At 54.5% G+C, this 11,803-nt stretch carries 11 protein-coding genes and 4 tRNA genes; all 15 read left to right on the forward strand.

Features of this window, described 5'->3' with window-relative positions:
- The first annotated feature begins 138 nt into the window (after nt 1–138).
- Nucleotides 139–1,092, forward strand: a complete 954-nt coding sequence (gene birA / locus ACW9IR_RS13830; RefSeq protein WP_102901737.1) for a bifunctional biotin--[acetyl-CoA-carboxylase] ligase/biotin operon repressor BirA — start codon at nt 139–141, stop codon at nt 1,090–1,092.
- Nucleotides 1,082–1,834 (forward strand): pantothenate kinase, encoded by a 753-nt coding sequence (locus tag ACW9IR_RS13835; protein ID WP_102901736.1) that lies wholly within the window; start codon nt 1,082–1,084, stop codon nt 1,832–1,834. Before birA ends, ACW9IR_RS13835 begins: the two co-directional genes overlap by 11 nt.
- A gap of 7 nt (nt 1,835–1,841) precedes the next feature.
- Nucleotides 1,842–2,273: a hypothetical protein gene (locus ACW9IR_RS13840; protein ID WP_102901735.1), complete on the forward strand. Its 432-nt coding sequence runs from the start codon at nt 1,842–1,844 to the stop codon at nt 2,271–2,273.
- A gap of 143 nt (nt 2,274–2,416) precedes the next feature.
- Nucleotides 2,417–2,501 (forward strand) — tRNA-Tyr (locus tag ACW9IR_RS13845).
- A 25-nt stretch (nt 2,502–2,526) separates the two neighbouring features.
- A tRNA-Gly gene (locus tag ACW9IR_RS13850) sits at nt 2,527–2,600 on the forward strand.
- A 26-nt stretch (nt 2,601–2,626) separates the two neighbouring features.
- Nucleotides 2,627–2,702: transfer RNA gene (locus ACW9IR_RS13855), tRNA-Thr, on the forward strand.
- Between the two features lie 85 nt (nt 2,703–2,787).
- On the forward strand, nt 2,788–3,981 hold the full coding sequence (gene tuf / locus ACW9IR_RS13860) for an elongation factor Tu (protein ID WP_095122212.1): 1,194 nt from the start codon (nt 2,788–2,790) through the stop codon (nt 3,979–3,981).
- Nucleotides 3,982–4,034: 53 nt separating this feature from the next.
- Nucleotides 4,035–4,110, forward strand: a tRNA-Trp gene (locus tag ACW9IR_RS13865).
- A gap of 45 nt (nt 4,111–4,155) precedes the next feature.
- A complete protein-coding gene (gene secE, locus ACW9IR_RS13870; RefSeq protein WP_007916493.1) occupies nt 4,156–4,524 on the forward strand; it encodes a preprotein translocase subunit SecE in 369 nt (122 codons plus the stop codon).
- Between the two features lie 9 nt (nt 4,525–4,533).
- Nucleotides 4,534–5,067 carry a transcription termination/antitermination protein NusG gene (gene nusG, locus ACW9IR_RS13875; protein ID WP_007916492.1) on the forward strand — a complete coding sequence of 178 codons (534 nt, stop codon included), beginning with the start codon at nt 4,534–4,536 and terminating at the stop codon, nt 5,065–5,067.
- 117 nt (nt 5,068–5,184) lie between these two features.
- Nucleotides 5,185–5,616, forward strand: coding sequence for a 50S ribosomal protein L11 (gene rplK / locus ACW9IR_RS13880; RefSeq protein WP_003228756.1), 432 nt, complete (start codon nt 5,185–5,187; stop codon nt 5,614–5,616).
- Nucleotides 5,616–6,311: a 50S ribosomal protein L1 gene (gene rplA / locus ACW9IR_RS13885; protein ID WP_007916481.1), complete on the forward strand. Its 696-nt coding sequence runs from the start codon at nt 5,616–5,618 to the stop codon at nt 6,309–6,311. Before rplK ends, rplA begins: the two co-directional genes overlap by 1 nt.
- 198 nt (nt 6,312–6,509) lie before the next feature.
- On the forward strand, nt 6,510–7,010 hold the full coding sequence (gene rplJ, locus ACW9IR_RS13890; protein ID WP_008081912.1) for a 50S ribosomal protein L10: 501 nt from the start codon (nt 6,510–6,512) through the stop codon (nt 7,008–7,010).
- 74 nt (nt 7,011–7,084) lie between these two features.
- Entirely contained in the window at nt 7,085–7,450 is a 366-nt protein-coding gene (gene rplL, locus ACW9IR_RS13895) for a 50S ribosomal protein L7/L12 (RefSeq protein ID WP_003228750.1), read from the forward strand.
- 221 nt (nt 7,451–7,671) lie between these two features.
- Nucleotides 7,672–11,745, forward strand: a complete 4,074-nt coding sequence (rpoB, locus tag ACW9IR_RS13900; RefSeq protein WP_016984190.1) for a DNA-directed RNA polymerase subunit beta — start codon at nt 7,672–7,674, stop codon at nt 11,743–11,745.
- Nucleotides 11,746–11,803 lie beyond the last annotated feature (58 nt).

The raw sequence follows: 11,803 nt of genomic DNA on the forward strand, positions 1-11,803 counted from the left end.
TCAAGATTAAATTCCGAAACCCCAATTGCGAAAGCAGTTGGGGTTTTGTTTTGCCCGCAGGAAATGTATCTGCTTGATTTCTATGCAACGGCCCGGGGCATGGCTATTATTCGGGCCTCATTGTGAGGCGAGACCTGCATGCTGACGTTGTTGAACCTTCTGAAGGATGGTCGATTCCATTCTGGTCAGGATCTGGGCGCTGCCCTGGGAATAAGTCGAAGTGCGGTATGGAAGCAGCTTCAGCATCTGGAGGCTGATCTTGGCTTATCCCTTCATAAAGTTCGGGGGCGGGGCTATCAACTGGCTGCACCATTGATGCTGCTCGACTCTCTGACTATATCTGCAATGGCGCCAAGCTGGCCGGTGACCGTTCTGGATTCGGTCGACTCGACAAACGCTGAGGCTTTGCGCGCGATCGGCCAAGGTAGTTTGGCCCCCTTTTTGGTGCTCGCAGAACGGCAGGTCTCCGGGCGTGGGAGAAGAGGTCGTAAATGGGTGAGTCCGTTCGCTGAAAATCTTTATTACAGCCTTGTCCTGCGTATTGATGGCGGAATGCGCCAGCTCGAGGGCTTGAGTCTTGTCGTGGGGTTGGCTGTCTTGCAGGCTCTGCGAAATTTTGGTGTGCCAAGTGCCGGATTGAAGTGGCCCAACGATGTCTTGGTAGGTAACAAGAAAATCGCCGGCATTCTTCTGGAGCTCGTTGGAGATCCGGCAGATGTTTGCCATGTGGTGTTGGGTATTGGTATCAACGTGAATATGCAGCTTGCTGATGAGGTTGACCAGCAGTGGACCTCTATCCGGCTTGAGTCAGGCAAGAGCAGTGATCGTAATGCTTTGGTGGTTGAGCTGAGTGAGCAGTTAAGTGCTTACATCCAGCGTCATCAGACGGATGGTTTCTCGGTTCTCCAGGCAGAATGGGAGGCCAATCACCTGTGGCAGGATCGGCCTGTATCATTGATTGCGGGTTCGAGTCAGGTAGATGGCGTGGTGCTCGGAATAGATAGTCAGGGTGCTCTGCGCATGAAGGTGAGTGGCGTGGAAAAAGTCTTTAGTGGTGGTGAGCTCAGTCTGAGGTTGCGTGATGATTCTTGAGCTCGACTGCGGGAACAGCTTTATTAAATGGCGAGTACTGAAGGCTGCGCCCGACGCTCTCTTTTCTGAAGGGGTTGTCGACTCTGATCTGGCGTTGCTTGATAGTTTGAGATCTCTTGATGGGCTTGTGCTGCGCAAGTGTCGCCTGGTGAGTGTCAGGACTGCAGAGGAAACTGATGCATTGATCGATGCGATCGAGCGGGAGTTCGGTATTTCGGTTGTGTGCGCTGAGTCCGCTCGTGAAATGTCTGGTGTCAAAAATGGTTATGAAGACTACGAGCGTCTCGGGCTCGATAGATGGTTGGCCATGCTTGGCGGGTTTCATCTGGCATCGGGCAGCGCTTGCCTGGTACTCGATTTCGGTACGGCAGTAACTGCTGATTTTATTGCCGCTGATGGAGAGCATTTGGGCGGCTTTATTTGCCCGGGGATGCCGTTGATGCGAAATCAGTTGCGTACTCATACCCGTAAGATTCGCTATGGCGACCTGGCGGCTGAACGCGCGCTGTCCAGCAATGCGCCTGGGCGGAGCACTGTTGAGGCGGTGGAGCGTGGGTGTTCGTTAATGTTGCGAGGTTTTGTGCTGACTCAACTGGAAATGGCGAGTTCCTACTGGGGGAAAGATTTCGCAGTCTTTATAACTGGCGGTGATGCTGTTTTGGTCGCAGATGTCGCGCCTGAGGCCCGAGTCGTACCCGACCTCGTTTTTGTGGGCTTGGCTATGGCGTGTCCTTTTTCCTGAGGTTTGTATGCGTTGGTTGTTTCTCCTGCTCCTTGTTCTTAATGGTTTCTATTATGTCTGGCATCAGCAGGAGGCGCCCTTGCGGGCGAAGGACGTGACGCCTCTTAGTTTGTATCGAGGTTCCCAGCAAGACATTCGCTTGCTCAGCGAAACGACGGGTGAGGTTCGGGAGGGGCAGGCGGGGCGTCGGCAACAGTGTCTTTTCCTTGGCGGTTTTTCTCGGCAGGAATCGATTCCAGCGCTCCAGCAGCGTCTGGCTGAAATGGGGGTTGATGTAAAATCTTCGACGAGGGATGTATCTGGGGCTGGTTATTGGTTGTCTGTTTCGCCTCAGGGCCAGCGTTTGCTGGGGGATGTACAGTTGCAAAACCTTTCCAACGAATTCAATGAGTTAAAACATAAAATAATGCTATGTGAGGGGGTTGCACCTACTGAATAGTTTGCATAGAATGGCGCCCGCTCCACAGCGAAGACCTAAACAGGAATTCAAAGTGAAGCGATGTCAACGCAGCTAACCTCAGGTTTTTAAATGAGAAAATGCTTGACAAGGGTTTGGCATAGTATAGAATGCCGGCCTGATTAGGAGGGGTTCCCGAGCGGCCAAAGGGATCAGACTGTAAATCTGACGTCTACGACTTCGAAGGTTCGAATCCTTCTCCCTCCACCAGATTTAAGCGTGAGCTGCAGGCTCTGCGGGTATAGTTTAGTGGTAGAACCTCAGCCTTCCAAGCTGATGATGCGGGTTCGATTCCCGCTACCCGCTCCAAGTTTGCAGGTTGTGCAAAGTGTTTTGCTCTTGTAGCTCAGTTGGTAGAGCACACCCTTGGTAAGGGTGAGGTCAGCGGTTCAAATCCGCTCAAGAGCTCCATATAACAAGGCAGATATGAAAATATCTGCCTTTGTTTTAATGGTTGATATTGTTTGTCTAATTTCTTCTGTTGAGGGTGATATCGATGGCTAAGGAAAAATTTGATCGTTCCCTGCCCCACGTCAACGTTGGGACCATTGGTCACGTTGACCACGGTAAAACCACTCTGACCGCTGCTCTGACTCGCGTCTGCTCCGAAGTTTTCGGTTCGGCCGTAGTTGAATTCGACAAGATCGACAGCGCTCCAGAAGAAAAAGCTCGCGGTATCACCATCAACACCGCGCACGTTGAGTACAACTCGCTGATCCGTCACTACGCTCACGTTGACTGCCCAGGTCACGCTGACTATGTGAAGAACATGATCACCGGTGCTGCTCAAATGGACGGCGCTATCCTGGTTTGCTCGGCCGCTGATGGTCCGATGCCACAAACGCGTGAGCACATCCTGCTGTCCCGTCAGGTAGGCGTTCCGTACATCGTGGTTTTCCTGAACAAGGCTGACCTGGTAGACGACGCAGAGCTGCTGGAACTGGTTGAGATGGAAGTTCGCGACCTGCTGTCCACCTATGACTTCCCAGGCGACGACACTCCGATCATCATCGGTTCGGCTCGTATGGCTCTGGAAGGCAAAGACGATAACGAGATGGGCACCACTGCCGTCAAGAAGCTGGTTGAAACTCTGGACAGCTACATCCCAGAACCAGTTCGTATGATCGACAAGCCATTCCTGATGCCAATCGAAGATGTATTCTCGATCTCGGGTCGTGGTACTGTTGTGACTGGTCGTATCGAGCGGGGTATCGTTCGCGTTCAGGATCCGCTGGAAATCGTTGGTCTGCGTGACACCACCGTTACTACTTGCACCGGTGTTGAAATGTTCCGCAAGCTGCTCGACGAAGGTCGTGCTGGCGAGAACTGCGGCGTTCTGCTGCGTGGTACCAAGCGTGACGACGTTGAGCGTGGTCAGGTTCTGGTTAAGCCGGGTTCGGTTAAGCCGCACACCAAGTTCACCGCAGAAGTTTACGTTCTGAGCAAGGAAGAAGGCGGTCGTCACACTCCGTTCTTCAAAGGCTACCGTCCACAGTTCTACTTCCGTACTACTGACGTGACTGGTAACTGCGAGCTGCCAGAAGGCGTTGAAATGGTAATGCCAGGTGACAACATTCAGATGACTGTTACCCTGATCAAAACCATCGCGATGGAAGACGGTCTGCGTTTCGCTATCCGTGAAGGCGGTCGTACCGTCGGCGCTGGCGTCGTAGCTAAAATCATCGAGTAAGTGGTTGTAATGTATTTTTCGGGCCGGCATAATGGTCGGCCTGATTTTGTTTTAGGTCAGTAGCTCAATTGGCAGAGCGACGGTCTCCAAAACCGTAGGTTGGGGGTTCGATTCCCTCCTGACCTGCCAGATTCACTCGGTGTGTCTGGCTTTCTTTTCACAGGATCTTCATAGATGACTCCTAAAGCTGAAGCTCAAGGCTCTCGCTTCGATCTGCTCAAGTGGCTTGTAGTTGTCGCTTTGGTGGTTGTTGGCGTTGTTGGCAATCAGTATTACTCTGCTTCGCCGATCCTGTACCGTGTACTCGCTTTGCTTGTCATTGCTGCTGTAGCTGCCTTTGTAGGCCTGCAGACTGCGAAGGGCAAGTCTTTCTTTGTACTGGTTAAGGAAGCTCGCACCGAGATTCGTAAAGTCGTGTGGCCAACTCGCCAAGAAACCACGCAGACCACCCTGATTGTGGTGGCTGTTGTTCTGGTTATGGCGTTGCTGTTGTGGGGGCTTGATTCCCTGCTCGGCTGGCTTGTTTCCTTGATTGTCGGCTAAGGGTGTCCCGTGGCTAAGCGTTGGTATGTTGTGCATGCTTACTCGGGTTACGAGAAGCATGTGATGCGCTCGCTTGTCGAGCGCGTGAAGCTGGCTGGCATGGAAGATGGCTTCGGCGAGATTCTGGTTCCCACTGAAGAAGTGGTTGAAATGCGTAATGGCCAGAAACGCAAAAGCGAGCGCAAGTTCTTTCCAGGCTATGTTCTGGTTCAGATGGATATGAATGAGGGTACTTGGCACTTGGTCAAGGATACTCCTCGGGTGATGGGTTTCATTGGCGGTACAGCCGATAAGCCTGCACCAATCACCGATAAAGAGGCGGAAGCAATTCTGCGTCGTGTTGCTGATGGTAGCGACAAGCCTAAGCCGAAGACTCTCTTCGAGCCGGGTGAAACGGTGCGAGTCAACGACGGTCCATTCGCTGATTTCAATGGCGTTGTTGAAGAAGTTAACTACGAAAAGAGCCGGATCCAGGTGGCAGTGCTCATTTTCGGTCGCTCTACCCCGGTAGAGTTGGAGTTCAGTCAGGTCGAAAAGGTCTAGCTGAACAAGCATCCCAACCCCGCAGCCGTAGGCTGTGGGGTTTTGTCGTCACTGGGATAAACGCGCAAGTAACCGGGGAGCCTTTCGAGGCGTTCGAACCCGTAATTGGAGTGCCTCATGGCCAAGAAAATTACCGCTTACATCAAGCTGCAAGTGAAGGCCGCTCAGGCTAACCCAAGTCCACCAGTTGGTCCTGCTCTGGGTCAGCACGGCGTGAACATCATGGAATTCTGCAAGGCTTTCAACGCCCGTACTCAGGGTCTTGAAGCTGGCCTGCCGACTCCAGTGATCATCACTGTCTACAGCGACCGTAGCTTCACTTTCGAAACTAAATCCACCCCTGCTTCGGTTCTGCTGAAGAAGGCGGCCGGTCTGACTAGCGGTTCCGCTCGTCCGAACACCGTTAAGGTTGGTACCGTTACCCGTGCTCAGCTGGAAGAAATCGCGAAAACCAAAAACGCGGATCTGACTGCAGCTGATATGGATGCAGCCGTGCGTACTATCGCCGGTTCTGCTCGTAGCATGGGCCTTAACGTGGAGGGTGTGTAATGGCTAAGCTGACTAAGCGTCAAAAGGCTATCGCCGGCAAAATCGAAGCAGGCAAGGCCTACAACATTGTAGACGCTGCTGCTCTGCTGGCTGAGCTGTCGACTGTCAAGTTCAGCGAGTCGTTCGACGTTGCTGTAAACCTGGGTGTTGACCCGCGTAAATCCGACCAGGTTGTCCGTAGCGCTACTGTGCTGCCACACGGCACTGGCAAGACCGTTCGCGTTGCTGTGTTCACCCAAGGTCCAGCTGCTGAGGCCGCTCTGGCTGCCGGCGCTGACCGTGTAGGTATGGACGACCTGGCTGCCGAAATGAAAGGCGGCGACCTGAACTATGACGTAGTGATTGCATCCCCGGATGCCATGCGCGTTGTAGGTCAACTGGGTCAGATCCTCGGTCCACGTGGTCTGATGCCTAACCCTAAGGTTGGTACTGTAACTCCAGACGTAGCTACTGCGGTTAAAAACGCTAAAGCTGGTCAGGTTCGTTATCGCACCGACAAAAACGGCATCATTCACACTTCCGTTGGCAAGATGGGCTTCGACGCCGTCAAGCTGAAGGAAAACGTTGAAGCCCTGATCGCTGATCTGAAGCGTATCAAGCCAGCTTCTTCGAAAGGTATCTACGTCAAGCGCGTTACCCTGAGCACCACTATGGGCCCAGGTCTGGTCATCGACCAGAGCTCGCTCGACGCGTAAGACAAAGGTTGGCGCGATGGTTCGCGCCAATTGAAAGATTGGGGTCCCTGCCTGGCGGGGGCTATCCAAGACCGTAGGCGACGCAAGTCTTAAACCATAAGCCTACGCAGATGGTGCTCCCGGTTCCTTACCGAATCAGACACCAAAACGACATTCGGTTCCGATCGAATGAAACGGTAACAAGCAGGAGTTAAACCCGTGGCAATTAATCTCGAAGACAAGAAGGCCATCGTCGCTGAAGTCAACGAGGCTGCCAAAGTCGCTCTGTCCGCTGTCGTGGTTGATGCACGTGGCGTAACAGTAGGCGCAATGACCGGACTCCGTAAAGAGGCTCGTGAAGCTGGCGTTTACGTACGTGTTGTACGTAACACCCTGCTCAAGCGCGCTGTTGCTGACACTCAATACAGTGTCCTCAACGACGTGTTCACCGGCCCGACCCTGATTGCATTCTCGAACGAACATCCGGGTGCTGCTGCCCGTATCTTCAAAGAGTTTGCCAAGGGTCAGGACAAGTTCGAGATCAAGGCAGCTGCGTTCGAGGGCAAGTTCCTCGCAGCTAATCAGATCGACGTACTGGCAACTCTGCCGACCCGTGACGAAGCAATTTCTCAGCTGATGAGCGTGATTCAAGGCGCTACCAGCAAATTGGCTCGTACTCTGGCGGCAATTCGCGACCAGAAAGAAGCTGCCGCAGCCTAAGGCTCGTCAACTTCTCGCGTTTTTTGTTTATTTCGATGGTCGCGTAGGCCGTCCCCCAATTCAGGAATTGAGTCATGTCTCTGACTAACGAACAAATCATCGAAGCAATCGGCCAGAAATCCGTAGTGGAAATCGTTGAGCTGATCAAAGCGATGGAAGAAACCTTCGGTGTTACCGCTGCTGCTGCTTCGGCTGGTCCAGCTGCTGCTGCCGCTGTTGTTGAAGAGCAAACCGAGTTCAACGTTGTTCTGCTGGAAGCTGGCGAGAAGAAGGTTAACGTGATCAAGGCAGTTCGTGAACTGACCGGTCTGGGCCTGAAAGAAGCCAAAGAGAAAGTAGACGGCGCTCCTCAGGTTGTAGCTGAAGGCGTTTCGAAAGAAGCTGCTGAAGACGCCAAGAAGAAGCTGGAAGAAGCAGGCGCTAAAGTCGAACTGAAATAAGTATCGACTTTGCTCCTCCAGCCCGAGCGTCAAGCGACAGGCTGATGGCTGGTGGCTCTTGCCACCGGCCTTTTTCCGTTATTGGCAGCCGACTGGGTCGGTGCTGATAAGGGCGCTGTAACCACCCGATGCGGTGGAGCAAACCATGGGGTTTGCACGATTTTCTGGCTGCTCCCGTCGGGAGGGGCCAAACAAGCAGGTGACCAAGCTGGGGAACGCTGATGGCTTACTCATATACTGAGAAAAAACGTATCCGCAAGGACTTTAGCAAGTTGCCGGACGTCATGGATGTGCCTTACCTCCTGGCCATCCAGCTGGATTCGTATCGTGAATTCTTGCAAGCGGGAGCGACTAAAGATCAGTTCCGCGACGTGGGCCTGCATGCGGCCTTCAAATCCGTTTTCCCGATCATCAGCTACTCCGGCAATGCTGCGCTGGAGTACGTCGGTTATCGCCTGGGCGAACCGGCATTTGATGTCAAAGAATGCGTATTGCGCGGTGTAACTTTCGCCGTACCTTTGCGGGTAAAAGTGCGCCTGATCATTTTCGACAAAGAATCGTCGAACAAAGCGATCAAGGACATCAAAGAGCAAGAAGTCTACATGGGTGAAATCCCCCTGATGACTGAGAACGGTACCTTCGTAATCAACGGTACCGAGCGTGTAATCGTTTCCCAGCTGCACCGTTCCCCGGGCGTGTTCTTCGACCACGACCGCGGCAAGACGCATAGCTCCGGCAAACTGCTGTACTCCGCGCGCATCATTCCTTACCGCGGTTCGTGGCTGGACTTCGAGTTCGACCCGAAAGACTGCGTGTTCGTGCGTATCGACCGTCGTCGCAAGCTGCCGGCATCGGTACTGCTGCGTGCGCTCGGTTACACCACTGAAGAAGTGCTGGACGCGTTCTACACCACCAACGTCTTCAAGCTGAGCGGCGAAACCCTCAGCCTGGAACTGATTGCTTCGCGTCTGCGTGGTGAAATTGCGGTTCTGGACATTCAGGACGAGAAGGGCAAGGTCATTGTTGAAGCGGGCCGCCGTATTACCGCGCGCCACATCAACCAGATCGAAAAAGCCGGCATCAAGACTCTGGAAGTACCTCTGGACTACGTCCTGGGCCGTACTACCGCCAAGGTCATCGTGCACCCGGCCACCGGCGAAATCCTGGCAGAGTGCAACACCGAGCTGAACACTGAAGTCCTGGCAAAAATTGCCAAGGCTGGTGTTGTTCGCATCGAAACTCTGTACACCAACGATATCGACTGCGGTCCGTTCGTCTCCGACACTCTGAAGATCGACTCCACCAGCAACCAATTGGAAGCGCTGGTCGAGATCTATCGCATGATGCGTCCAGGCGAGCCGCCAACCAAAGACGCTGCCGAAACCCTGTTCAACAACCTGTTCTTCAGCCCTGAGCGCTATGACCTGTCTGCGGTCGGCCGGATGAAGTTCAACCGTCGTATCGGTCGTACCGAGATCGAAGGTTCGGGCGTGCTGTGCAAGGAAGACATCGTCGCGGTACTGAAGACTCTGGTCGACATCCGTAACGGTAAAGGCATCGTCGATGACATCGACCACCTGGGTAACCGTCGTGTTCGCTGCGTAGGCGAAATGGCCGAGAACCAGTTCCGCGTTGGCCTGGTACGTGTTGAGCGTGCGGTCAAAGAGCGTCTGTCGATGGCTGAAAGCGAAGGCCTGATGCCGCAAGACCTGATCAACGCCAAGCCAGTGGCTGCGGCGGTGAAAGAGTTCTTCGGTTCCAGCCAGCTCTCGCAGTTCATGGACCAGAACAACCCGCTGTCCGAGATCACCCACAAGCGTCGTGTCTCTGCACTCGGCCCTGGCGGTCTGACTCGTGAGCGCGCAGGCTTTGAAGTCCGTGACGTACACCCGACTCACTACGGTCGTGTATGCCCGATTGAAACGCCGGAAGGTCCGAACATCGGTCTGATCAACTCCCTGGCTGCGTACGCTCGCACCAACCAGTACGGCTTCCTGGAAAGCCCGTACCGCGTGGTGAAAGAGGGTGTGGTCACCGACGAGATCGTGTTCCTGTCCGCTATTGAAGAAGCCGATCACGTGATCGCGCAGGCTTCGGCGACCATGAACGACCAGAAAGTCCTGATCGACGAACTGGTAGCCGTACGTCACCTGAACGAATTCACCGTTAAGGCGCCTGAAGAAGTCACCTTGATGGACGTTTCGCCGAAGCAGGTAGTTTCGGTTGCAGCGTCGCTGATTCCGTTCCTCGAGCACGACGACGCCAACCGTGCGTTGATGGGTTCGAACATGCAGCGTCAAGCTGTACCAACCCTGCGCGCTGACAAGCCGCTGGTAGGTACCGGCATGGAGCGTAACGTAGCCCGTGACTCCGGCGTTTGCGTCGTGGCTCGTCGTGGCGGCGTGATCGACTCCGTCGACGCCAGCCGTATCGTGGTTCGTGTTGCTGATGACGAAGTTGAAACCGGCGAAGCTGGTGTCGACATCTACAACCTGACCAAATACACCCGCTCGAACCAGAACACCTGCATCAACCAGCGTCCGCTGGTAAGCAAGGGTGATCGCGTTCAGCGTAGCGACATCATGGCCGACGGCCCGTCCACCGACATGGGTGAACTGGCGCTGGGTCAGAACATGCGCATCGCGTTCATGGCATGGAACGGCTTCAACTTCGAAGACTCCATCTGCCTGTCCGAGCGTGTGGTTCAGGAAGACCGTTTCACCACGATCCACATTCAGGAACTGACCTGTGTGGCCCGTGACACCAAGCTTGGCCCAGAGGAAATCACTGCGGACATCCCTAACGTGGGTGAAGCTGCACTGAACAAACTGGACGAAGCCGGTATCGTTTACGTAGGTGCTGAAGTTGGCGCAGGCGACATTCTGGTAGGTAAGGTCACTCCGAAAGGCGAGACCCAACTGACTCCGGAAGAAAAACTGCTGCGTGCAATCTTCGGTGAGAAAGCCAGCGACGTTAAAGACACTTCCCTGCGCGTACCTACCGGTACCAAGGGTACTGTCATCGACGTACAGGTCTTCACCCGTGACGGCGTTGAGCGTGATGCTCGTGCACTGTCGATCGAGAAGACTCAGCTCGACGAGATCCGCAAGGATCTGAACGAAGAGTTCCGTATCGTTGAAGGCGCGACTTTCGAACGTCTGCGTTCCGCTCTGGTAGGCCACAAGGCTGAAGGCGGCGCAGGTCTGAAGAAAGGTCAGGACATCACCGACGAAGTTCTCGACGGTCTTGAGCATGGTCAGTGGTTCAAACTGCGCATGGCTGAAGATGCTCTGAACGAGCAGCTCGAGAAGGCTCAGGCCTACATCGTTGATCGCCGCCGTCTGCTGGACGACAAGTTCGAAGACAAGAAGCGCAAACTGCAGCAGGGCGATGACCTGGCTCCAGGCGTGCTGAAAATCGTCAAGGTTTACCTGGCAATCCGTCGTCGCATCCAGCCGGGCGACAAGATGGCCGGTCGTCACGGTAACAAAGGTGTGGTCTCTGTGATCATGCCGGTTGAAGACATGCCGCACGATGCCAATGGCACCCCGGTCGACGTCGTCCTCAACCCACTGGGCGTACCTTCGCGTATGAACGTTGGTCAGATCCTTGAAACCCACCTGGGTCTCGCGGCCAAAGGTCTGGGCGAGAAGATCAACCGGATGGTCGAAGAGCAGCGTAAAGTCGCTGAACTGCGTACCTTCCTGGACGAGATCTACAACCAGATCGGCGGTCGTAACGAAGATCTGGACAGCTTCTCCGATCAGGAAATCCTGGATCTGGCGAAGAACCTGCGTGGCGGTGTTCCAATGGCCACCCCAGTGTTCGACGGCGCCAAGGAAAGCGAAATCAAGGCCATGCTGAAACTGGCAGACCTGCCGGAAAGCGGCCAGATGCAGCTGACTGACGGCCGTACCGGCAACAAGTTCGAGCGTCCAGTTACCGTTGGCTACATGTACATGCTGAAGCTGAACCACTTGGTAGACGACAAGATGCACGCGCGTTCTACCGGTTCGTACAGCCTGGTTACCCAGCAGCCGCTGGGTGGTAAGGCGCAGTTCGGTGGTCAGCGTTTCGGGGAGATGGAGGTCTGGGCACTGGAAGCATACGGTGCTGCTTACACTCTGCAAGAAATGCTCACAGTGAAGTCGGACGATGTGAACGGCCGTACCAAGATGTACAAAAACATCGTGGATGGCGATCACCGTATGGAGCCGGGCATGCCCGAGTCCTTCAACGTGTTGATCAAGGAAATTCGTTCCCTCGGCATCGATATCGATCTGGAAACCGAATAACACGTGACGCGAATCGAGAGCGGGGCAGGATTGCCCGCTCTCTGCTCCGCCAGGAGGA

The organism is Pseudomonas sp. SDT291_1_S447, assembly GCF_054070155.1.

Bases quoted from the DNA above. Each gene is read 5' to 3' on its own strand.
- ACW9IR_RS13835 (WP_102901736.1), top strand. From the start codon at position 1,082: ATGATTCTTGAGCTCGACTGCGGGAACAGCTTTATTAAATGGCGAGTA.
- tuf (WP_095122212.1), top strand. From the start codon at position 2,788: ATGGCTAAGGAAAAATTTGATCGTTCCCTGCCCCACGTCAACGTTGGG.
- rplL (WP_003228750.1), top strand. From the start codon at position 7,085: ATGTCTCTGACTAACGAACAAATCATCGAAGCAATCGGCCAGAAATCC.
- rplK (WP_003228756.1), top strand. From the start codon at position 5,185: ATGGCCAAGAAAATTACCGCTTACATCAAGCTGCAAGTGAAGGCCGCT.
- secE (WP_007916493.1), top strand. From the start codon at position 4,156: ATGACTCCTAAAGCTGAAGCTCAAGGCTCTCGCTTCGATCTGCTCAAG.
- rplA (WP_007916481.1), top strand. From the start codon at position 5,616: ATGGCTAAGCTGACTAAGCGTCAAAAGGCTATCGCCGGCAAAATCGAA.
- birA (WP_102901737.1), top strand. From the start codon at position 139: ATGCTGACGTTGTTGAACCTTCTGAAGGATGGTCGATTCCATTCTGGT.
- rpoB (WP_016984190.1), top strand. From the start codon at position 7,672: ATGGCTTACTCATATACTGAGAAAAAACGTATCCGCAAGGACTTTAGC.
- ACW9IR_RS13840 (WP_102901735.1), top strand. From the start codon at position 1,842: ATGCGTTGGTTGTTTCTCCTGCTCCTTGTTCTTAATGGTTTCTATTAT.